The organism is Paenibacillus sp. A3M_27_13 (genome assembly GCF_024213315.1).
GTDB classification, from domain to species: Bacteria; Bacillota; Bacilli; order Paenibacillales; family Paenibacillaceae; genus Paenibacillus; species Paenibacillus polymyxa_B.
Window position 1 is genome coordinate 1,314,519 of record NZ_JANAVE010000001.1, and the last position, 22,687, is coordinate 1,337,205.

17 protein-coding genes and 2 pseudogenes are annotated in these 22,687 nt (G+C 46.5%); 4 read left to right on the forward strand and 15 right to left on the reverse strand.

The window, feature by feature from the left end:
* Positions 1–48: 48 nt before the first annotated feature.
* From NLX82_RS05855 to NLX82_RS05885, 7 genes and pseudogenes are all read right to left on the reverse strand, one after another.
* The gene (locus NLX82_RS05855) at positions 49–786 is read right to left on the reverse strand and encodes a cyclase family protein (protein WP_254347607.1); all 738 of its coding nucleotides are present in this window, start codon (positions 784–786) and stop codon (positions 49–51) included.
* A gap of 555 nt (positions 787–1,341) precedes the next feature.
* On the reverse strand, positions 1,342–2,442 hold the full coding sequence (locus tag NLX82_RS05860; protein WP_028542198.1) for a GerAB/ArcD/ProY family transporter: 1,101 nt from the start codon (positions 2,440–2,442) through the stop codon (positions 1,342–1,344).
* A gap of 28 nt (positions 2,443–2,470) precedes the next feature.
* Complete coding sequence (locus NLX82_RS05865; protein WP_023989800.1) at positions 2,471–2,713, reverse strand: hypothetical protein; 243 nt, start codon at positions 2,711–2,713, stop codon at positions 2,471–2,473.
* A 14-nt stretch (positions 2,714–2,727) separates the two neighbouring features.
* Positions 2,728–3,885, reverse strand: a complete 1,158-nt coding sequence (locus tag NLX82_RS05870) for a Ger(x)C family spore germination protein (protein WP_254347608.1) — start codon at positions 3,883–3,885, stop codon at positions 2,728–2,730.
* Positions 3,882–5,372, reverse strand: coding sequence for a spore germination protein (locus NLX82_RS05875; protein ID WP_226887746.1), 1,491 nt, complete (start codon positions 5,370–5,372; stop codon positions 3,882–3,884). Before NLX82_RS05875 ends, NLX82_RS05870 begins: the two co-directional genes overlap by 4 nt.
* A gap of 94 nt (positions 5,373–5,466) precedes the next feature.
* A pseudogene (locus tag NLX82_RS05880) lies at positions 5,467–5,596 on the reverse strand (Cof-type HAD-IIB family hydrolase); the annotation flags it as partial.
* Between the two features lie 641 nt (positions 5,597–6,237).
* Positions 6,238–6,557: pseudogene (locus NLX82_RS05885) on the reverse strand (HAD-IA family hydrolase); the annotation flags it as partial.
* A 350-nt stretch (positions 6,558–6,907) separates the two neighbouring features.
* Between NLX82_RS05885 and NLX82_RS05890 the strand changes: the two are divergent.
* Entirely contained in the window at positions 6,908–8,191 is a 1,284-nt protein-coding gene (locus NLX82_RS05890) for a pectate lyase family protein (protein ID WP_023989806.1), read from the forward strand.
* 146 nt (positions 8,192–8,337) lie between these two features.
* On the opposite strand, the gene NLX82_RS05895 is transcribed toward NLX82_RS05890, so the two are convergent.
* The 5 genes from NLX82_RS05895 to NLX82_RS05915 form a co-directional block, all read right to left on the reverse strand.
* Positions 8,338–9,405, reverse strand: coding sequence for an ABC transporter ATP-binding protein (locus tag NLX82_RS05895; protein WP_013311421.1), 1,068 nt, complete (start codon positions 9,403–9,405; stop codon positions 8,338–8,340).
* Positions 9,406–9,619: 214 nt separating this feature from the next.
* The gene (locus NLX82_RS05900; protein ID WP_053325918.1) at positions 9,620–10,999 is read right to left on the reverse strand and encodes a HAMP domain-containing sensor histidine kinase; all 1,380 of its coding nucleotides are present in this window, start codon (positions 10,997–10,999) and stop codon (positions 9,620–9,622) included.
* 2 nt (positions 11,000–11,001) lie between these two features.
* Entirely contained in the window at positions 11,002–11,712 is a 711-nt protein-coding gene (locus NLX82_RS05905; RefSeq protein ID WP_023989808.1) for a response regulator transcription factor, read from the reverse strand.
* A gap of 168 nt (positions 11,713–11,880) precedes the next feature.
* Positions 11,881–12,372 carry a hypothetical protein gene (locus NLX82_RS05910; protein WP_076157552.1) on the reverse strand — a complete coding sequence of 164 codons (492 nt, stop codon included), beginning with the start codon at positions 12,370–12,372 and terminating at the stop codon, positions 11,881–11,883.
* 157 nt (positions 12,373–12,529) lie between these two features.
* Positions 12,530–18,754 carry a WIAG-tail domain gene (locus tag NLX82_RS05915; RefSeq protein WP_254347609.1) on the reverse strand — a complete coding sequence of 2,075 codons (6,225 nt, stop codon included), beginning with the start codon at positions 18,752–18,754 and terminating at the stop codon, positions 12,530–12,532.
* Positions 18,755–18,943: 189 nt separating this feature from the next.
* On the opposite strand from NLX82_RS05915, the gene fabV reads away from it, so the two are divergent.
* A complete protein-coding gene (gene fabV, locus NLX82_RS05920; protein WP_076157558.1) occupies positions 18,944–20,131 on the forward strand; it encodes an enoyl-ACP reductase FabV in 1,188 nt (395 codons plus the stop codon).
* A 298-nt stretch (positions 20,132–20,429) separates the two neighbouring features.
* Positions 20,430–20,582, forward strand: coding sequence for a DUF1540 domain-containing protein (locus tag NLX82_RS05925; protein ID WP_023989813.1), 153 nt, complete (start codon positions 20,430–20,432; stop codon positions 20,580–20,582).
* Positions 20,583–20,730: 148 nt separating this feature from the next.
* Here NLX82_RS05925 and NLX82_RS05930 read toward each other — a convergent pair whose 3' ends face one another.
* Positions 20,731–20,976: a hypothetical protein gene (locus NLX82_RS05930; RefSeq protein ID WP_023989814.1), complete on the reverse strand. Its 246-nt coding sequence runs from the start codon at positions 20,974–20,976 to the stop codon at positions 20,731–20,733.
* Between the two features lie 93 nt (positions 20,977–21,069).
* Entirely contained in the window at positions 21,070–21,441 is a 372-nt protein-coding gene (locus NLX82_RS05935; protein WP_025720792.1) for a DUF4190 domain-containing protein, read from the reverse strand.
* Between the two features lie 223 nt (positions 21,442–21,664).
* Between NLX82_RS05935 and NLX82_RS05940 the strand changes: the two genes are divergently transcribed.
* Positions 21,665–22,252 (forward strand): hypothetical protein, encoded by a 588-nt coding sequence (locus tag NLX82_RS05940; protein ID WP_076157561.1) that lies wholly within the window; start codon positions 21,665–21,667, stop codon positions 22,250–22,252.
* Between the two features lie 12 nt (positions 22,253–22,264).
* Here NLX82_RS05940 and lpdD read toward each other — a convergent pair whose 3' ends face one another.
* Positions 22,265–22,612: a prenylated flavin chaperone LpdD gene (lpdD, locus tag NLX82_RS05945; RefSeq protein WP_068942071.1), complete on the reverse strand. Its 348-nt coding sequence runs from the start codon at positions 22,610–22,612 to the stop codon at positions 22,265–22,267.
* Positions 22,613–22,687: the final 75 nt, after the last annotated feature.

The window sequence follows — 22,687 nt, forward strand, 5'->3', positions numbered from 1 at the left end:
GGTCTTTTAGATTATATAATCGTTTTCAAATGACTGGATACTGTATGATTAAGGCAAAATAGCAAAGGAGCGCACCGGAAATCCGGGGGAATCTTGAATGCTCGGAACGATATTATATATGACCGCACCCGCCGGGGGCAGCTTATCCAAATTCGTCAGCACTTCAACTTGATACCGATCCTGCTCCAATATGTAATATTCCCCTACCAGCTTGCCAGCTTTGCGATAAGCTACAGAGGAATCGGTATCTAGCGTTTCATGCCCAATGGCAGCCACATTCCGTTCTTCTACCAAAAAGCGCAGCGCCTCCAGCGACCAGCCCGGGCAGTGTGCATCTCCGGCGTCGTCCTTGTTCGAGAAGGCATCTGAATCAGGCCAACGTTTGCTCCAATCACTGCGAAAAGCGACAAAGGACTGATCAGCAATGCGTCCATGCTCTTTCTCAAAGTCCAAAATATCCGCAACCGTAAGTTCATAGTCAGAATTGGCTGCAACGGCTGCTGAACGGTCAATGACAACTAGCGGCAAAACCAGCTCCTTCAACGAAAGCTCATGCAAGTAACGTTTGCCCTTCACAAAATGAACGGGTGCATCAATATGAGTCCCATACTGACCGGGAAAGCAGTATTGTTTTACAAAAAAGCCATCATTGTGGGTAAACAGGGTATCCACCTGAACATTATCGAATACTGGAAAATGAGGGATTTCAGGATAAAAAGCGTGGGACAAATCCACCCACTCTTTTTGCTTCAACAACTTCAAGATATCTGCTAAATGCTCTGCCATGATGCCCATTCCTCCTCAGCTTTATTACAAGCCATTTTACCTGAGGATTCTGCAAAAATCTATAAATCGATCTGCTCTTCTAATATATAAACAGAAATCTATTTTGTGCGACGGTATGGACGAAGAAGTGCCATCCCAGTCTACGATGAAATGAGCAATTTATTAACATTTGATATTCATGAATGGCCTGTATCAGGCAAGAACTCCTCCAGCGACTTTTTAAGCCTCCCTAGAGATCGGTTAAGCGCGAGCCAGCTTCCCGTCTATTCAAATGCTGATCAGCTCTATCTTGTACAACAGCAAAAAAAAAAACGTTTCCAGTTTATACTGGAAACGTCCTCTCGTGCCGATCTGAGCATCAACAAAATTGTACCTCTCTCTAATACTGACAGCCTCATACTTTCCATTCCTAGCACGTATATTTTCGCAAAAACGAACAAATACTGTTAATTTTCAATGTGCTATTTTATTCAACTCCTGTGCTTTTTGCGGGCTGTCTGCACCTTTACCGTTCATTAATTTGAAACTATCCCAAAAGGGGAACCTCTACTTAAATCAAGCTCTTTTGCTTCGGTTTCTCATTCGTGTAACGACTACGATCAAGAGTAAGGGAAGAACATATGCCAGATTATCGAATAAGGTCCAAGCCATGTATCCGTCCTCGTTGAAGGACGCCTGATCATGGTACATGGTAACTGAAAGAAGCAAGCAGATATATGCTATCGGAAACGTTAAAATACGGTAATTTTTTACTCTAAAAAATCGCGAAAATAAATTCGTCAATATAAATACCATGATCGAGGTTTTCATGTACGAACCGGCAATTAATGAAAATCCGATTACAGGCTCAATTCTTTCGATAATCTCCTGTATATAGATTAATCTGGCCAGCTGATACATGGAATAATTCATCTCGCCTGCTAAAGGTCCTAGAGCCAGAATGGTGCAAATAATAGATGCAATTAATGTGACTCCGTTCATTATAATAGCAAAGTACATATATTTTCCGAGCATTCGCTCTTCGCCTTTACGTGCAAACGGAAGAAGTGAAGAGTACAATACGACTTCTGCGAATGGAAACCCATAGGTGATATAGGCTCCATGAAGAATCGGTTTCATTCCGTCCGGCATGATCGGCAGTAAAAATTCTGGATGGTAGTTGGCAGAAGCCAAGACCAAAACCAATAAAATAAACCCATACATCATAATCAATAAAATGAAAAACATTCGGGCCATAACTTCAATTCCAGCCCGGGCTGTCAGTGCAGCCGTCACAAAAAACAAGGTATGGACAACAGTTACAGGCGTTTTTGTCATTATAGTACTATTGAAAAAACCGCCAACTTCAATAATTATGGCGGCGTTCTGCCAGAACAGGGCACAAGTAAAAGGAATGATCATTAAGAGGGTCAACCATTTTCCCAGCGCTTTACGGCTGTATTCGACGAAGAGCAATCCGGGATATTGGCTGTGCAAATAAAGGACGCAGGCCAATAGACACATCCCCATTACCCAAGCTATTAATAAGGAAATCCATGCTCCGTTTTTAGCAGCGCCGATTACTGAAGCAGGGATCAGAACGATGGCCGATCCCGTCATTCCGGCAAGAAACAACACCGCTGTCTGGAGCGCACTGATACTCTCTTGATTTTTCATGAGATTCCTCCGCTGATATGAAGTGAGTTCAGGTCGGGAGCCTGAACCATGCGACGATGCGTTTGGCCGGAGCGAGAAGAAAGAAATCAATAAGCTCGTCAAGATTTGGCCACGGGAGATTCGTAATATAGAGTAAGCCAAGATAGGCTATAGGCAGCATAAGCGATAGATACAGGATACGTGCTCTGCGATTTGTCCGTTTCCACTTTGGAATATCAGTGATCAGCATTGCAGCATTACAAATCATAAAAAACAAAAATTTAGCAAACATGGCTATCTCCTTTTCTAAAATGGTACTCCTATCCCCATTCCCGTACTCACAATATTAACTTCAACGGCTACATTAAACTCAGCCTTGGCAAACCGTTCGTTCCAGGTTGGCTTCCAGCGTTTCCATAATGCCGAATTTTTTTGAAAAATCTGATTGCCGATTCCTATTGCATCTAATCGTTCCTTCTGAAGAAGGGAAATCGTTTCCCTCAATTTCTCCTTAATCTCGGCTTCGAGTCTGCCTTTAAATTTATTTTGCTCCTCTCTGGTCATCACGGAAGAGCTATGCAGCTCGCCGATTGCCCCTATGATTTTGATATGTACACGAGCAACGACATCCTCTCCTTCGATAAAAGGTACTATCTTCGTTTTTAAGGAGATAACCTGGAGGCTTTCTTTGGTTTTCTTTTTTTCAGACTCTGCATCCTTATCCGCAATATCGATAACTCCGCTTTTGAATTTTCCAAGCAGCATCAATAATGGTTGGGTATTTGTCGGGCTGATAACACTTTTTACCAGCTTTCCTTCTTTAAGCAGCGCAACTCCGGCAATGGAAATCTCATCGAGGGGCTTGTCTTTGAACACATTAGGAAGCGTTGTGACTCCGGTTTCGTTTTTTAGTTGAATCGCCAGATCAAGTAACGGAACTCTGGAAGTTTTGGCAGAAAACCGTGCTGTCGTTTCTTCAATTTTCCGTAATTGCTGACCTATGGTGTTCTCAATATACGGCTTGGTTTCTAAATAGTCGCTTGCTTTCCCCCGAGCAATCAGGACAAGTATGGTTTTTCTAGTTTCAGGATCTCTCATGAAAAAATCAAGAACGTCTTCTAAACCTCGTTGTCGGGACATTTCTTCCCCGATGATAAGAATGCGCATGTGATCCAATTTTGCCCTTCTACCAAGGTGGATGGGAATGTCTTTTATCGCTTCATCCATGTTATCTCCTTTTGTTAGGATATTAAATGCTTTTGAGGACTGCTTGGGGGCTCCTCCCATCTCCTGCGAACCCGAGGGATTGTAAAAATGGGTAGTGAGATATATTTCTTCACTTTGGTCCAGGTCAACCGCTATCGCTTGTGCATACCCGAATTCCACCAGCTCCGCCTTGTCCCAGCAGCCCGCGAGCAGGATGACAGCCAATATACAGAAACCAATGGATATTCGCGTTCTCATGTTTTCCCCCCTTTTCTTTTATGCAAATGGCGGTTTCGCGGTTGGTGAAGCAGTATTTTTCGCGGGGCAACAATGAATACATCGCGCAATTGATTGATTCTAAGCGGCCCCAGTGGTGCAAAATAGGGTTGACCCAAAGAGCGCAAGCAAACTAAATGCAAAAATATGAGGAGAAGTCCGAACATAATTCCAAGTCCTCCCAAAGTGCTAGCAAGGATCATTAAAGGGAATCGCAGCATGCGGATCGATATGGCCATACTGTATTGAGGCAGTGTAAACGATGCGATACCGGTCAGAGCGACGACTATGACCATTACCGGCGAAGCAATCTTGGCTTGAATCGCAGCTTGACCGATGACAAGCGCTCCGACAATGCTTACAGCAGAGCCTATCGGACGGGGCAACCTGATTCCAGCTTCCCTAAGAAGCTCGAAAAAAACCTCCATAATCAGTGCTTCCACGAAAGCGGGAAACGGAATCCCTTCTCTCGTATCCAGAATGGCTAGAAGCAGAACGGTCGGAATCATCTCAGAATGGAAGGTTGATAAGGCAATATATATGCTTGGAAGCAGGAGTGCCATCACGAATGCACCAAATCTTAGTATACGTATCAGCGAAGCGAAGATGGTTTGCTGATAGTAATCCTCACTGGAGGCGAGGAACTCAAAAAAAATTCCCGGACATATCAATATTGTTGGAGTTCCATTCACCATTACGATAATCTTTCCATCCAACAGGGCAGACACAACGGTATCTGGCCGTTCCGTGTAGCGCACCTGAGGAAAAGGAGAATAGACAGAGTCGCTGATCCATTCTTCCAAATAAGATGTTTCAAGAATCTCTTCCGTGTCGATGTCTGCAATTTTTTGTTTAAACTCTAATAGCGATTCAGGATTGACGGCCCCATCCAAATATCCGTAAGCAATTTTTCTCTGACTTATTTCTCCTACCGTGAAATACTCAAATTTAAGTTTGGCTGATTTGAGCAAGCCACGAATGATGCCTATATTCACATTCAGTTCTTCAATTGTACTTATATGAGGCCCTTGAACGACCGGTTCTGTGATCGGCTCACTAACTTGTCTAAAGGGAAGCCCACTAGCAGCATAGCTAATTGCTTCCTCCCAATGATCAAAGAATATAACTATGGCTCCACTTAATATCTGTTCATTAACTTGATCAATGTCTTTCAACAGCTTGGGAGAATGGCCAGTTATTCCATGTTTTTTGAAGAAACGCATCACAGCTTTGGGAGTGACCGCCTCCGCCGAGCCAGCTTCATAAGTGATTAGATCCTCCATAGCAGATTTCATGTATTTTAAATGTTCATTTTGAATCATTGTCTCAAAGTAAACAGAAAGAGCATTATGTTCAAAACTCGAACCATAACTCCAAGGTATGAGAACAAGATCGGTACAATCGGAAAAGCTGTCCTGAATTTGTTTTAAATTTTCGGCCAAGCATTTCGATATCATCACCGTTCCCACCTCTTAGCTATCCTTTATTTAAACTATTTTTAATGTGCTGATTAGTATCTCTTTAAGATGAATCTTTTATGCAAGGCTATATCTAGTTTCTCACGAACAAATCAGCCTCTCCATATGGCAAACCCCGCGATAAATGGGTGAGGGGAACACTCCATTTTTTCTCTGGCCACAGGGTCGTTCTCAACATCTCCATAGATCCGTCTCTCCAGATGAGGTCTTAAATTTTGGCACCATGCTATCATCACCGACAAGTGTACCGTCAATGTCGATAAACACAAATGACATGATTGTTGTTATGTACTACATTTACACCGTAATTAGTGTAACGCATTACAGGTCAAATCTTTTTTTGAGAAACTGATACGTTTTAAAAAAAAGCCGCCAATATGGCGACTTCCTATATGACTAAAACCTGCTTGGAGTGTAATTGCTGTTTTTTAAATACTCGATTACGAATTTGTCTAAAAATAAAAACAGATTTTCATTCATCACTTTGTAGTCACTATTTCTCAGTAGTTCTGGCTGCTGAATGAATCTGTGGCTACTACGTTCAGATAGTCCGGCTTCCGAATTCTCGATTAGAAGCTCTACCAATTCATGTTTAAACTCCATATGGCATTGAAAACCGTAGACAAGCTTCCCGTATTCTCTATAATCTGCCTCGGACAAGCTTCACTGTAGGCTATTATTTTGCAATTTTCAGTTAATCCAGGCTTATCATTTATGCCAGTGTCCAACAATACTAGTATTGTCAAAATGGGCAAATTTATCATTGCATTTGCCTTCATCTGTGAATATTATGAAAAAAATCCTGCTTCTAACTTTTTCAGTGTACGATTGTACGGTTATGTGTTATCCAATGTTTTTAACATTCCGCTTCGGGCGTTGTAAGATTCAACACATACTTTCTGAAAGTACAATATTCGCTAGCTCCATCAGGGTTTTTATTTCAAAGGTTGGTTGAATTGCAGATGTGTTTATTTTCCCGGTAGGGTTGAACCAACAGCTATCAATTCCGTTATTGTTCCCTCTCTGAATATCCTAAGTCAGTGAATCACCGATCATGAGAGCCTTCCTTTTATCCGAAATGACCCGCTTTGTAAATACATAATCAAAAATAGCAGCTTGTGGCTTTTGGTAACCTACTTCTTCCGAAATAATCACCTGTTCAAACACATCACGCAGTGTTTGATCTCCCAGTTATTATACAGAAGCTGGTCGTGCCATCAAGATACGATCAAGAATTGAAATCGTTAACATTCTGAGAAAAATACAAAAACAATTCCATATATTCATATATACATTTCCTATTCCGTGTGATTGTTAACGTTTTCATTATTGCATATACGTCTTGATTGGAAAAAGAAGGGGTCTATTGAATTATATAAAAAATTCGACAAAAATTTTAGTATGTAACTTTTATTATATTAACAAATACTGGAACAGAAAGTATGATAGAAAATGTAGAAACCACAGGAGCACCCGGGACTCCCTTCGTTCATCTACTCCATTAATCCAATATACGGAGGTATTTTATGAAAAAGAGATTTTCACTCGGAATCGCAGCGGCTCTACTGTTCACTACTCTGGCTCCTATAGGTGCACCTGCTCATGCAGCCAGCGATATTGGCAAGGAGACGCTCGGCAGCAAAAACGGATGGGCATCCTTTTCTACAGGCACAACAGGTGGAGCTACGGCGACTACCTCCAATATTTTCACCGTAACGAATCGCAAGCAACTTGTCGATGCTTTGGGCAAAAACAGCAATAGTACGCCTAAAATCATTTATGTCAAAGGCACGATCAACGCCAACGTCGATGACAATAATAAACCGTTAGGATTGAACGACTACAAGGACTCTAAATATGAGTTTGACGCCTACCTCAAAGCGTATGACCCGTCCACATGGGGTAAAAAGGCCCCGTCTGGCACATTGGAAAAGGCACGTGAGGCTTCACAAAAAAATCAGGCCAGTCGTGTCGTCATTGAAATTCCGTCCAATACTACGATTGTCGGTCTGGGAAGCGATGCGGTCATTAATGGCGCAAACTTCCAACTAAAAAAAGGGACAGACAACGTTATTATCCGTAATATCGAATTCCAGGATGCCTACGATTATTTTCCTCAATGGGACCCAACGGACGGCAGTACAGGCAATTGGAATTCGGAATATGACAGCATTACAGTTAACGGCGCCACACATGTATGGGTAGACCACAATACCTTCAATGATGGGTCTCACCCCGATAGCCAAAATGGCACCTTTTACGGCCAAGAATACCAGCATCATGATGGACTTCTCGATGTGATTAACCAAGGCGATCTGGTTACTGTTTCTTACAATCATTTTTACGATCATGATAAATCATCGATTATTGGCAACAGCGACAGTAAAACAGCAGATGAAGGGGCTTTACGTGTAACTCTGCATCACAACTATTATGAAAACACGGTACAACGCACACCACGCGTGCGGTATGGACAAGTCCATCTGTACAACAATTACTATACTGGTGATGTAAAACGCTCCGAATATCCTTCACTGTATATATGGGGCGCAGGTAAATCCTCCAAAATCTTCGCCGAAAACAATGTCATTGACGTTGCCGGTTTAACTGCAGCTAAAATCGTGACTGTCTTTGGAGGAACTGCCCTGTCAGATACGGGCACAATCCTGAATGGACAAGCTGTTAACGCAGGCTCCAGCGCGGGTCTTAGCTCCTCTGTAGGCTGGAAACCATCGCTGAACGATAAAATCTCCCCATCCGCCAGTGTGAAGGCAGAAGTCACTTCCCAAGCCGGTTCCGGTAAGCTGTAAGCACTGCCCGCTAACACAAATAACCACAGGCGCCTACAACCTGCGATTTTACACCAAAAAGGCTGTTTCCTCCGTAGAATGATTCCACACGGAGAGAACAGCCCTTTTTTTATTTTTCATTTGTTTAATTACAATTATAAAACGCCTTAACTGCCGTATTGTTCTACCAAAACCGGCTTTTCAAATGCGTTATCCAGCTTGCGAAGTTTAGCCTTTACCGCTTCTGGTGGCTCAACCGCAGGCGCATCTGGATGCAGTAACCATGATTTCACAAAGTGCGTATCGGATAATTGAAAGAGTGGAGGCTCTTTCTCAAAGTCAATTTTCATAGCATAAGAACTGCGGGCTGCAAAAGCATCCCCTACAGGTGGGTGAAGCAGATCCGGAGGTGTTCCCGGAATAGCTGCCAGCTTCTGACCATGGCTGTCCAAACTTGGCATAGAAGCGAGAAGGCCCCATGTATATGGATGTTTCGGGTTATAGAAAATTTCATTAACCGTACCTGTTTCCACGATTTGTCCTGCGTACATAACGGCAACGCGATCAGCCATCTTCGCCACAACACCGAGGTCATGAGTAATAAAGATGATGGAAGTATCGATCTTTTTCTGAAGATCCTTCATTAGCTCCAAAATTTGAGCTTGAATCGTTACGTCCAACGCAGTCGTCGGCTCATCGGCAATCAGAAGTTTCGGATTAGCAGCCAATGCCATCGCAATGACGACACGTTGACGCATACCGCCACTAAATTCATGCGGATATTGGTTAAAACGCTGTTCAGGATGTGGAATACCTACCAGATTCAGCAACTCAATACCCCGCTTGCGAGCAGCATCCTTGGATATTTTTTCATGCTTGAAAAGCACTTCCGTGATCTGCTTGCCCACTTTCATCGTCGGGTTAAGCGAAGTCATTGGGTCCTGAGAAATCAGGCCAATTTCCTTACCACGAATTTTTTGCATCTGCTTCTCTGTTTTATTAATCAGCTCTTGTCCGTCAAACATAATTTGACCCTTTTGATAAATGCCCGGAGGGGTCGGAATCAACTTCATAACAGCTTGTGAGGTTACGCTTTTGCCTGAGCCGGATTCGCCCACAATCGCCAGCGTCTCTCCTTTATTGACATGAAAGTTTACGCCACGAATGGCCTGCACTAGTCCCTGACGGGTCTTGAAAGATATCGTTAAGTCCTTCACTTCCAAAAGGCGGTTCATCTCATCACTCTTTCATTTATTATTCATCACTATTATTGACCACTATCTAAAAAAACGACGTCCATGAGTCAAGGTATATACGATTAATTTTACTCAGTTTAGTACCTACCAGTCAAGCAATATCTAAAATATCATCAAAAACCTTTCACACCATGTTATATAAATGGAATGTTTGTCCGAAAAAACGATCATTTTTAACCATTTCTGTACTCATTTATAACATGCGCTGGATATAGCTGAAGCGTGCTCCACCCCATGGCGAACGTGTGCAGAGTAGTTCTCCGTTCAATCGGGTAGCAATTTGACGACAAATAGCCAATCCAAGACCTGTGGCACCATTCGAGCCCGCATAGAATCTTCCAAATACCTCGGCTGCCTCTTGTTCGGTCAGCCCTTCCCCATCATCATCCACATGCATAACCCATACAACCTCCGGTGTTGTCCCTGTCTCCAAATGAATGACAACCTCCGTAGAGGTGTGCCGAACTGCATTTTGCAACAAATTCAATATCATACGGAACAATTGCTCGGCTGGAACGGCCACATGCAGGCCCTCTCCCTCCACTCGAAGCGAGATAGAACGTTCAGCAGCCACCGGCATCAATAGATGAACAGCATCCTCCGCCATGCTTCTAAGATCAACCAGAGAGACAGGCCATTCTTCATTCAGCGCCTCCAACCTCGATAGCTGCAGCAGCTTTTCCACCATATCAATTAACCGCTGGGACTGCACTTTGATGATACTCAGCCCCTCGTCCTGGGATACCACTTGATCCTGAATGGCATATACATAGCCTTGAATCGACATTAACGGTGTCCTTAGCTCGTGAGATACATTTTGCAGGAATTCAATTTGACCGTGGTGATGGTGCTGAATACGGGCGGACATGGAATGAAAGGTACCGATCAGCTCGCCAATCTCACTTTTATCCGCCTGCGGAAAATCACTATCCTGCGGCTGATTCGGTTCATAGTTGCCTACCGCCTCCTTCAATCGTTTGAGCGGACGCACCAGACGTGAGACAACCATCAGACCAATGACGAGAATCACCAAAAAACCCGCGATGATAGACAGTAATGTGGTTCTCATTAACGGTACATACAGTGCTCGCAAAGAAGATAAGGGTGAGTATACAAAAATACGAAAAGGTTGTCCGGGCAATTCTTCATTCGTAAACAGTACCTTTTTACCTTGAAGCACAGCCACCCCTTCATGTGTAGCGGTCAGATCCTGGGCAGACGGATGAACCGATGCAAAAAATCCTTGGCGGATCAAAAGCAAACGCTCTATCTTTTTGCCTTCCATTCCAGAGACGCTTGAGTCGATGATGCGGTTATCCGTGCTTAAAATAAAGTAATCGGCAGATAAAAGCACGCCCTTGATAACATAGTTAAATTCAGCATTATCCAGTCGATCAAAGCCTCCGTCACTCATAATATGGACGGCTTTGCGCGCCTGCTCATGAAGCTTGGATTTGGCCTGATTCACCAGAATGTCGTCGATAAGCCTGATGAATAAGACCACCGTAATACAGACGGTAATAAGCATGGCGATGGTCAGGGAAAGCAGTATTTTAGCTCTCATCGTACGCATGGTTACAACTCCTGAACCGTTGCTTTATATCCGAAACCCCATACGGTGTTAATGACGAGCGTAGAGTGATATTCAGCTAACTTTTTACGAATCCGCTTGACCAAATCATCCACGACTCTCACATCACCTATAAAATCATAGCTCCACACCTGCTGAATCAGATGTTCCCTGCCGAAAGGTCTTTCCAGATGATTCGCAAGAAACAACAGCAGGTCGAATTCACGTGAGGTCAAATTTAGCTCTTGTCCGTCCACTGTGACTTTACGAAAGTCAGCAAAAATACACAGATTGCCCGCATGGCATATATCTGCGCTTTCTGCCGCTTGCCTATCGTCTGATGCAGACATTCCGGCCTTGCTCAGTCTCAGCATCGCTTTGACCCTTCCTACCAACTCCCTTGGATTAAAGGGTTTGGTCAAAAAATCGCTGCATCCCAGCTCCAGCCCGTGAATACGGTCGTTTTCTTCTCCACGGGCAGAGATCATAATGATCGGCATTTCCGTAAACTCACGAAGCTGAGTCAGTAGAGAAAGCCCATCAATGCCAGGCATCATAATATCAAGAACGAGACAATCCGGACGGTTCGTACGGATATGCTCTACCAGTGTTTTACCACTGGAAAAGGAAGTGACCTCGTAGGATTCTTTTTTCAAATATTCAGATATTAATTGCAGAATGAACACATCGTCATCCACTACTACTATTTTTGTCATGACCTTAACCCCTTGCCGTTGTTCTGGATGCTTCCATCCTCTCTTTAAGCTTAACAGAAGCCCAGCAGAATAGACAAAAGACGGGTATACCGTTCCCGGTCCCGTCTTTCTTATCATGAATCGCTGCTGTATATGCCAGGCGAGCTGAATGCTAACTACATATCAGTCTTATTTCTTGGTTGTTACTGTTTTTGGAGCTGTTTTGACTGTTTTTGGAGCTGCTTTTTTAACTGGAGCTTTGTGGGTCACTTTTTTAGCTACGACATGATGTGCACGAGTTTTATGAGTTGTTGCTTTGTGTTTAACAACATTATGTTTTTTTGCATGATGTTTAACTGTACGGTGCTGCACTTTTACTGCTTTTGTTTTGTGGCTTGCCACTTTTTTCGCAACGGATTTTTTGGCAGGGGCTTTCTTCGCTTTGGTTGTTGTTTTATGAGCTGTTGTAGCTTTTTTAACGGGTGCTTTCACCACAGGTGTTTTCGTCACAGGTGATTTTGCCGGTGTTTTGGTAGCCGGAGTCGTAACCGCAGGAGCTTTGATTGCTGGTGCAGTGCTCGCTGGAGTCGTTGTTGCTGTAGCGGCGAATGCGCTGCTTGCTCCTCCCAATACACTTACTACGGTTAATACGGCTGCTGCATTTTTAGTCCATTTTTTCATGATTGAATCACCTCTCCTTTAAAGTATCTTTAGCTTATCAGGAGAATTCGGGATAATTGTGGAGCAAATGTGTGAAAAGTATATGAAAAAGCGTGCAGCCCTGTATTTAGAAAATACATGAGTCTGCACGCTATGAGTTTTACAATAACCATCTTCACTAACCAATGGCGATCCAGGAAATAATACCGTAGTTATGCGCGGTTTCGTTCCACTTGGTTACGACGATCACTGCTCCATTCGGCGTCTGAGATTTCAGCGTCGCATGAAAGAGAGGGTGGTTCGTCATCGCTACCAACGTGTAGTCCGGGTTTACAAAAGGCTCCCCGAATACAATGGTCACTTCCGTCTCTCCTTCACTGCCTTTCAAAAGAAACGGCGCTCTGCCAAACTGCTGCAATGCTGGCTGATTCGCACAAGTACGGACCGGAGTGATGCTCAAATGCTCCGGCTTCACTGCGTTCAGCTCCAGCTCACGTGAGCCTACCGAGCCTTCCACCAGATGATGACCTTCAATGCTCTGCTCTGCCACATGATGGCTTTGTACCGCAGCCGCTTGCAGATGCTCTGGTCCCACGGCTTCTGGGCTCAGCACCTCGCTGTCGACGGCCTGAGCTTTCAGATGGCTGCGAGATACACTGTTTGCCTGAAGTCTGTCGCCACTGACGCCTTCCTCTGGCAAAAGTCCCGAGAGATGTATATCTGTGGACAGCTGAGCCAGTGTCACCGAGCCCGGCTTTAGGTGATGCGAATCAATAACTTCCTCTCCAATGTGGTGGCTTGCAATAGCCTCCTCAGCCACATGGCGGGACTGTACCGTTCCATCTGCCAGCTTGCTGGACGTCACCGCTCCTTCCTGTATAGCATCCTCAGCCACTGCCTGCCAGCCTACATGCTGTGGCTGAATAGCCCCTGCCTGCAGATGCTCCGACTGGACTGAATCCAGCGCGATATGCCTGGACTGCACCACGCCTTCTGCCAGTGCGGACCCTTGGATCGCCCCCTCGGCCAAATGCTGAGCGTGTACGGCATGCTCCGTTAAATGCACGGAGTTTATGCTGGCTTCTGCCAGATTCGAAGCACGCACTGCCCGAAGCGCAAGCTTCTCAGCGTTCACGCTGCCTGCCTGGAGCGCGTGAACCGATATACTCCCTGGCGCAATATGCCGAGTCATCACTGCCGAAGCCTGCAAATGGGCAGAGGTGACGGATTCAGGAGCCAGATGGCTCGACTGGACGGCCTCTTCTGCCAAATGATTGGCTTGCACAGCTTCGTCCGTAATATGCCACGGCTGGACCGAATGAGGAGATATTTTGGCAGCAGTCACGCCATCATCCGCCAGTTTGCCGGACGTAACCGACTCATCCTGCAAAGCATCAGTTGATATTGCTTGGGATGCGATATGCACACCCTGAATGGTTCCAAGGTGTAGATGGTGCGGCTGAATGGACTCCGGTGCGATATGCACGGACTTCACTGCCCCCTCTGCCAGCGCTCTGTCCTGTACTGCGCCAGGTGCCAAATGTCGGGGGTATACGGCATGCTCAGACAACTGTGAAGGACCGACGCTTCCTTCCGCGAGATTCGTCGCTTGCACCGAGCGTGCCGCCAGCTTTTCCGAGGTGATGCTTTCTGCTTGAAGCGCACGACCTGACACACTGTCAACGGCCAGATGTCTCGCAAACACCGAGGAAGCCTGTAAATGATCAGAGGTGATGGATTCCGGGGCCAAATGGTTCGACTGGATGGCCTCTTCTGCCAAATGATTGGCTTGCACCGCTTCGTCTGTAATGTGCCACGGCTGGACCGAGTGGGCAGACAGCTTGGCGGCAGTCACGCCCTCATCCGCCAATTTGTCGGACGTAACGGACTCATCCTGCAAAGCATCGGTCGATATCGCCTGTGAGGCGATATGCACACCCTGAATGGTTCCCATTTGCAAATGATGCGACTGGATGGACTCCGGTGCGATATGCACGGACTTTACTACCCCTTCTGCTAGCGCTCTGTCCTGTACTGCGCCAGGTGCCAAATGCCGGGGGTGTACGGCATGCTCAGACAACTGTGAAGGACCGACGCTTCCTTCCGCGAGATTCGTCGCTTGCACCGAGCGTGCCGCCAGCTTTTCCGAGGTGATGCTTTCTGCTTGAAGCGCACGACCTGACACACTGTCAACGGCCAGATGTCTCGCAAACACCGAGGAAGCCTGTAAATGATCAGAGGTGACGGATTCCGGAGCCAAATGGTTCGACTGGATGGACTCTTCTGCCAAATGATTGGCTTGCACCGCTTCGTCTGTAATGTGCCACGGCTGGACCGAGTGGGCAGACAGCTTGGCGGCAGTCACGCCCTCATCCGCCAATTTGTCGGACGTAACGGACTCATCCTGCAAGGCATCGGTCGATATCGCCTGTGAGGCGATATGCACACCCTGAATGGTTCCCGTTTGCAGATGATGCGACTGGATGGACTCCGGTGCGATATGCACTGACTTTACTGCCCCTTCTGCCAGCGCTCTGTCCTGTACTGCGCCGGGTGCCAAATGCCGGGGGTGTATCGCCTGCGTGGACAGATGTGAAGGGCCGACGCTTCCTTCCGCGAGATTTAACGCTCGCACCGAGTGTGTCGCCAGCTTTTCCGAGGTGACGCTTTCTGTTTGAAGCGCACTACTGGATACGCTATCCGAGGCCAGATGGCTCGCAAGCACCGCCGAAGCCTGCAAATGGGCAGAGCTGACGGATTCCCGGGCCAAATGGTTGGACTGGACAGCCTCTTCTGCCAAATGATTGGCTTGCACCGTTTCGTCTGTAATGTGCCACGACTGGACTGAGTGGGCAGACAGCTTGGCGGCAGTCACGCCCTCATCCGCCAATTTGTCGGACGTAACGGACTCATTCTGCAAAGCATCAGTCGATATCGCCTGTGAGGAGATATGCACATCCTGAATGGTTCCCGTTTGCAGATGATGCGACTGGATGGACTCCGGTGCGATATGCACGGATTTCACTGCCCCTTCTGCCAGCGCTCTGTCCTGTACTGCACCCGTTGCCAAGTGCCGGGTGTGTATCGCTTGCGTGGACAGATGTGGAGGGCCAACGCTGCCTTCCGCGAGATGCGTCGCTTGCACCGAGTGTGCCGCCAGCTTTTCTGAGGTGATGCTTTCTGCTTGAAGCGCACTACTGGATACGCTATCCGGGGCCAGATGGCTCGCAAGCACCGCTGAAGCCTGCAAATGGGCAGAGGTGACCGATTCCTGGGCCAGATGATTGGACTGAACGGCTTCTTCTGCCAAATGTTTGGCTTGCACCGCTTCGTCTGTAATGTGCCACGGCTGGACCGAGTGGGCAGACAGCTTGGCGGCAGTCACGCCCTTATCCGCCAGTTTGTCGGACGTAACGGACTCATCCTGCAAAGCATCGGTCGATATCGCCTGTGATGCGATGTGCTCTCCCTGAATGGTTCCAATTTGCAGATGATGTGGCTGGATGGATTCCGGTGCGATGTGCACGGACTTCACTGCACCCTCTGCCAGTGCTCTATCCTGTACTGCTCCAGCTGCCAGATGCCGAGTGTGCACCGTTTGCGCAGAAAGATGTGAAGGGCCGATGCTGCCTTCCGCGAGGTTCATTCCTTGTACCGAGCGCGCTGCCAGCTTTTCCGAGGTGACGCTTTCCGCTTGAAGCGCACGACCTGACACACTATCCGGGGCCAAATGTCTCGTGAGCACCGAGGAAGCCTGTAGATGCACCGAGGTGACCGCTCCTGCAGCCAGATGTGCCGAATCCACGGCCGCCACAGCCAAATGGTTGCTTTGTACAGCTTCGTCCATAATATGTCCGGACTGCACGGCATGGGCAGACAGTTTGGTGGGAGTTACGCTTCCCTCCGACAGTTTGGCAGAGGTGACCGATTCATCCTGTAAGGCCGGAGTCGCTATAGCCTGCAATGCGATATGCTCTCCCTGAATGACCCCGCTTTGCAAGTGCTCCGATTGGATGGATTCGGGCGCAAGATGTGCAGACTTCACAGCATTCTGGGCTAATTCCGTCTCCTGTACTGCTCCTGCTGCCAAATGCCGAGTGTGTACGGCTTGCGCAGCCAAATGTCCGGGACCCACGCTATTTTCCGCCAGATTGGGAGCCTGCACAGCACGGGCCGCTAGCTTCTCAGAGGTGACACTTTCCGACTGAAGCGCATGACCGGATACACTGTCGGGGGCGAGGTGTTTGGTTTGGACCGATGCAGATTGCAAATGATTAGAGGTGACGGATTCCGGAGCGAGATGATTCGCCTCCACCGCTTCAACAGCCAGATGGTTACTCTGCACCGCTTTATCCGTAATATGCCACGGCTGCACGGAACGAGCAGACAGCTTAGAGGAAGTAACACTACCCTCAGCTAACTTAGGAGCCGTAATCGCCAAATCATTGATTTTATCCGTGGCCACACTTTCCGGCGATAGTTTCAGCGAAGTAACAGCATGATCCTGCAAATGATGGGAGTACACCGCTCCGCTGGCCAAATGCGCGGTTTGAACAGCGCCTTCACCTAGTATGTCCGCGGTAACGGACTGTTCTTGCAAAGCCGAGGTTCCAACACTGTCCTCCCCAAGATGTTTGCTCAGCACAGAACTCTGGGCCAGATGGGCCGAATCGACGGATTGAGACTGCAATGCCTTTCCACCCACACTGTTGTCGGCAAGGTGGTTTTCACGAATTCCCCCCGTTGCAATGTGTGCGTGTGTAATGGCTTGAGAGGCAATCTTATTTCCGGTTACCGCCCCTGTGGCAATTTTAGGTTCTGTCACTGCTTCGTCAGCGATTTTGTCAGACTTAATCGCGCTCGAAGCAATGTGATTTTCCTTGACAGCCTGATTCGCCACATGGTGTTCCAGAACTGCTCCCTTCCCTAATTTCTCGCTCGTCACAGCCCCGGAATGCAAATGTTGCTCCGTAACCGCCTCCGATGCAATATGATCCTTTCGAATGATTTCGGACTGGAGGTGTACGGAAGAGACTGCCTCCGGAGAAATTTGGGGACCTTGTATGGCTGCTGTAGCAATATGTCTGGTAAGTACCGCCTCGTCGGCAATTTTGTGTGGTAATATGCTCTGATCCGATATCTTGGATGAAGTGACGGATTGATCGACAATTTGCAATGAGCCTACAGACTGATCTGCCAGTTTATTGGACTGAATACTCCGATCCGCCAGGTGACGGGCTGTTACTTGGCCCGTTCCAAGCTGCTCTTCCCCAATGGAGCCAGGACTCAGATGCTTTCTTTCAATCGCTCCAGCCTGAATATGCGAACTGGTAACTGCCTCCGACTCCAGATGACGCCCGCTGACAACACCTTCCTCCAATTGTTCCTTGCCCACAATTCCATTGGATAGCTGCTTGCGATTAATCGAACCGGGGGCCAGATGCCTTGCATGAACGGCATGCTCGGTCAGGTGTGCACTCTCAATGCTGCCAGCTTGGATTTTAGCCGCATCCACAGCCCCATCCCGCAGTTTGGAAGTGGTCACAGATTGATCGCCCAGCTTGGAGCTATCGACAGCTTCATTAGCCAAATTGTTCGATTGAATCGTACCACTGCGAATTTTATCAGATGTAACCGCCTGATCTTGAAGCATATCTGAAGACACGATCCATTGCTTGAAGTGACGGCTCTCAATGGAGCCATTCGCAATATGATCGCCGCTGATAATCTTATCAGCCAGCTTTTCTGGAGTGATGCTGCCATCTCGCAGTTTTTCACCACCGATGGAGCGATCCTGCAATTTACTGCCTGCCACCGATGCGTCCGACAGATGTTCCACCGTAATGGAGTCCGGGGCAATCTTTGAAGAAGTCACAGCACCGTCGGCTATCTTAATCGTTTGAACGGCATAATCCGCCAGAGATTCCGTGTGGATACTCTCTTGCTTCAGCTTGCTGGAATCTATGGAAGCGGGAGCGATCTTCTCACCCGTTACAGCGAGATCGCTCAAATCGTCTGTATAAATGAAAGCGTTGTTTATATGCGGAGCCTTCTTATTGCTCAGAATTTCCTCCACATCAATTGGATCAGGTTCTGGCTCTGGCTCCGGCTCTGCTTCTAGCTCTGGGGGTTCCTCCATCGACACTTGAGTCTCCTCTGCATCCGCAAATTCAACCTCCGTCTCATGCGAAGCCTCGACTTCAGGTTCGACAACAGTCTGTAACTCCGGCTCCTCTTTGGTTGGGGGAGGCGGAGAAGCAACTTGATGAAGTCTTGCTTCTGTCTCCCTCTCCGCAGGCTGTGGCTTCACGCGATGTATCATACTTAATTCATTCATATCCGGGTCAATTACACTATAGAGCGGCTTTTTGTTTCTTATGGTTTTGCGGCTCTTATTCTTCAAGCAACTCTCTCCCTTCTCATATTTATCGTTACAGCATCATATGCAGGCACTTAGGCACTTGCCACCCCGTGCAAGGATACACTTTTGGGTAAAAAGGATACTTACTAAAATCCACGTTTGAAAAAAAATAGTTAAAAGTTAAAATAGTAAGGGTGAAGATCGCTACAAGAAGAGAGGAATTACAATAACATGATTATCAAACCAAGAACACGTGGCTTTATCTGCACCACTGCTCATCCGGTGGGCTGTGCCCAACATGTTCAGGAGCAAATTGACTATGTACAGGCCCGTCCTGCTATCCAGGGACCCCGTAATGTACTTGTGATTGGGGCATCTGCCGGATATGGGTTGGCTTCTCGCATTACTGCCGCCTTCGGTGCGCGTGCCAATACAATTGGTGTATATCGCCCTAGTAATGCTACCGCCACACGTACAGCATCGGCAGGGTGGTACAATTCTGCTGCATTTGAAAAAGCTGCTCAGGAAGCTGGGCTTAAATCCTTAAGCGTAACAGGCGATGCCTTCTCGGATGAGGTCAAATCCAAAACGGTGGAAGCCATTCGCGAAGAACTGGGACAAGTCGATCTGGTGATTTACAGTGTCGCTTCAGGTCGTCGTACAAATCCCCGCACAGGCGAAACGTTTAATTCCGTGCTCAAACCTATTGGTAAGCCTTACACAAACAAGACCGTTAACTTCCACACCGGGGAAGTCAGCAGCGTGACGCTTGAACCCGCAACAGAAGAAGAAGTACAAGCAACTGTAGAGGTTATGGGTGGTGAGGACTGGAAATTGTGGATTAACGCCTTGCGTGAAGGCGGTGTATTGGCTGATACTGCAACGACCTTCTCTTTTTCGTACATCGGTTCAGATATTACACAAGCCATCTACAGAGAGGGCAGTATCGGAAGTGCAAAAGATCATCTGGAGGAGACAGCACGTCAGCTGAACGATCAGCTGAAAGTTACAGGCGGACGCGCCTTCGTCGCAGTCACCAAAGGACTCGTTACCCAATCTAGCTCCGCTATCCCTGTCGTTCCTCTGTATATTTCTGTTTTATATAAGATAATGAAGGAAAAAGGGCTGCATGAAGGGTGCGTAGAACAGAGCTACCGCCTGTTTGCTGAGCGTCTGTACGCACCAGAAACTCCTGTAGATGAAGAAGGACGTATTCGTATTGATGATTGGGAACTGCGCGAAGACGTACAGGCAGAGGTTGAGAAGATATGGGAGGCGCTGACGACCAACAATATCTACGAATTGTCAGATCTTGAAGGATATCGTCACGAATTTTTCCAACTGTTCGGCTTTGAGTTTGAGGGCGTAGACTATGATGCTGACATCGATCCCATCGTAAATATTCCTAACGTGCGCTAAGTCTTTTCATATCGTCATTATGTCAGAAAAACAAAAAAAGCTGTTCTCCAGCAGAGAAACATTTCGTTCTGCATGGAGGACAGCTTTTGTTTTTTAATTAAAAGGGACACTTGTGTCCGCTTCGAACTGCAAAAAGAAGCAAACATTGCAATTTTAAAATTCATTTGATATTGTACAAGTAGGCATAGCAAAGTCCCTCTTCCTAACAAGAGGGTAAACACAGTTGGACAAGTCCTACCTTGACTGACCGTGATACTATTTGCTCAGCCCACCACATCCATATAAGGAGGTGTACAACATGGCAAAAGACGTTCTGTGTGAAGTCAATTCATGTACGCACTGGGCCCAAGAGAATAAATGTAGTGCTAGCTCCATTTACATCGTAAGCAACAGACCTGAAGACACTCACAAATCCGAAGAAACAGACTGCAAAACCTTCGAAGCCAAGTAAATCTTTGATTTCAAGCCTAGTTTTATAATGAAGGAGCCCATGCCCGGGTTCCTTCTTTCTTATGATATTCTAACAAGAATGATAATTATTATCAAGTCCTTTTTCAGTACAGAAAAACGCTATTCGCTTGTATACAATCATTTCTCTGCTACTTTATAAATCCAAGCCGAAAAGGACACTGCTGTTCTCGATAAAGACAAAAAAAAGAAGCGTCGCTCTGAACGATTCGCTTCTTATGCTTGATCTTCTGTAATTGTTCTTGCTTGGTCGGCTTCATTCGTATGTGCTGTGAAATCTCGCCATAATGGTCATTCGTTTTGCGGCTTTGTGCCGCGCAATAGATTCCAGCGCGTTTTGCCTTGCTCAACGCTTTTTGTGTTTGAGTACGTGCCATATGGCTTCACTCTCCTTCATTGGACTCCTTTTATCATAGCATCCAATCGTCAAATCGTGAATGGTTTGTCTGACTCAAGCATTCTTCAATTGATTAAATGTCTGAAAAAATATCCGGATCGCCACTGGAGGCCGCTACAATAAAAACAATAACTATAAAAATGATGATTAGTGTATAAATCAGTGTACCGATAATACTACATACCAGTCCAGCAATGGCCATACCTCTGCCTTGCTCGCCATGACGGTTAATTTCCTTCAGGGAAAGACTGGACAAAATAATACCCACAATTCCGATAATCAACCCAATATAGGGAATGACAACAGATAAAATCCCGAGCACCATCGAGGCAACAGCTTTACTATTCGTAGGTGGAACTACTGGGGGCGGGTTAAATGGGGCGTTATAATCGTTCGTCTCCTGAAAAGGATCGGAAGATCGAGGCTCCTTGTACAAATCACTCATCTGTTAAATTCAACTCCAATACGAAAAATAGCAATTATATAAGTTCTAGGGTACCACAATCTTACAAATCAGGACAGTACTTATTTCGAATTTTTAAATTAGAACGTTAAAAAGAAGAAACCTAGCGATATTATCACTTTTTGAGGTAACCGGGCATACAGTATTGTACCTGTTACAGATCAATTGCGCTCCATGAGAGCATCCTACCAAGGAGGTCGGAGCTATGCTATATCGTGCAACATCCCGCAGAAAGGGCTCGCCTCACAAACGTTTAAATGCAGACACACTTAGGAAAATATCCGCTGCCATGCTACCCTTTTACAAAGCTATTGCAACCCGACGTGCTTTTGCCGTCCAATGGTCACGAGCTGTCGTTCAAGGCAATTTGGATCGGATGAAATCCCTTCTCTGCTCAGTAGCGCCATTTGCCGCCAAACAAGGCTTAGGCACGAATGGCATCGGCTACTTTATTTCCTTTTTAGCTCAGCCACCGATGCTCTATTATACGAATGGAACGACGATTCCACCGGGGACTGTGCAGTTTACGTTTGAGCCGAGAGTTCATCGCGCCATTGCAAAAGCCGTTTTTCCACTGTATCGCGAATTGGCACGCAATCCATGTTTTGCTTCTGCCTTTGCCAAAGCGATCAACAGACAAGACCAGCGTGCAGTTCATGTCATGATCCGTAGTTTGATTCCATCCTCTGCGCTGAAATCCGTACAAATTGAGGATGATGGCTTTGCATTGCTATTTAAGTATCCCTTTAGTAAGTACCCATATCGCAATCTGCTCTTTCGGGAGTTCACTTAAAAAGGTATGCTACTAGCGTGCTTGCTTGAGTTCTCCAATGAGCTCTTTCCCCAGTTGTATAGCCATATCTGTCAGCACCCGGATTTCGTCCTTGGTTGCATGATCTAAATGTGCCCCGCAGCAAATGGCAAAATTGCCTGCAAACTCTTTTCGCAAGCGAACTGCAATTTCTTCGGTAATATAAAACTCCTTGTGATTTTGCAATTGCACAGTTTGAATCGGCTCGAGTCTGGCCCCTGCTGTAATCGTTCCCAAATGAGGCTGATCACCGCCTGAAATGAGTACAATGATATCTTCCCCCATAAAATAGGCATCCAGCTCTAGACGGATACGTCCGCTTTCTTTTTGCAAATGAATCAATAGGATCCTCTCCTGCTAAAAAAATATTATTGTGAAACGATTCACTTTATAGAGTTCTACTCATTGTACCGCTTC

Excerpts from the sequence above, each read along its gene's own strand:
- NLX82_RS05855 (WP_254347607.1), bottom strand. The coding sequence starts at position 786 with ATGGCAGAGCATTTAGCAGATATCTTGAAGTTGTTGAAGCAAAAAGAG.
- NLX82_RS05860 (WP_028542198.1), bottom strand. The coding sequence starts at position 2,442 with ATGAAAAATCAAGAGAGTATCAGTGCGCTCCAGACAGCGGTGTTGTTT.
- NLX82_RS05865 (WP_023989800.1), bottom strand. The coding sequence starts at position 2,713 with ATGTTTGCTAAATTTTTGTTTTTTATGATTTGTAATGCTGCAATGCTG.
- NLX82_RS05870 (WP_254347608.1), bottom strand. The coding sequence starts at position 3,885 with ATGAGAACGCGAATATCCATTGGTTTCTGTATATTGGCTGTCATCCTG.
- NLX82_RS05890 (WP_023989806.1), top strand. The coding sequence starts at position 6,908 with ATGAAAAAGAGATTTTCACTCGGAATCGCAGCGGCTCTACTGTTCACT.
- NLX82_RS05895 (WP_013311421.1), bottom strand. The coding sequence starts at position 9,405 with ATGAACCGCCTTTTGGAAGTGAAGGACTTAACGATATCTTTCAAGACC.
- NLX82_RS05900 (WP_053325918.1), bottom strand. The coding sequence starts at position 10,999 with ATGCGTACGATGAGAGCTAAAATACTGCTTTCCCTGACCATCGCCATG.
- NLX82_RS05905 (WP_023989808.1), bottom strand. The coding sequence starts at position 11,712 with ATGACAAAAATAGTAGTAGTGGATGACGATGTGTTCATTCTGCAATTA.
- NLX82_RS05910 (WP_076157552.1), bottom strand. The coding sequence starts at position 12,372 with ATGAAAAAATGGACTAAAAATGCAGCAGCCGTATTAACCGTAGTAAGT.
- fabV (WP_076157558.1), top strand. The coding sequence starts at position 18,944 with ATGATTATCAAACCAAGAACACGTGGCTTTATCTGCACCACTGCTCAT.
- NLX82_RS05925 (WP_023989813.1), top strand. The coding sequence starts at position 20,430 with ATGGCAAAAGACGTTCTGTGTGAAGTCAATTCATGTACGCACTGGGCC.
- NLX82_RS05930 (WP_023989814.1), bottom strand. The coding sequence starts at position 20,976 with ATGGCACGTACTCAAACACAAAAAGCGTTGAGCAAGGCAAAACGCGCT.
- NLX82_RS05935 (WP_025720792.1), bottom strand. The coding sequence starts at position 21,441 with ATGAGTGATTTGTACAAGGAGCCTCGATCTTCCGATCCTTTTCAGGAG.
- NLX82_RS05940 (WP_076157561.1), top strand. The coding sequence starts at position 21,665 with ATGCTATATCGTGCAACATCCCGCAGAAAGGGCTCGCCTCACAAACGT.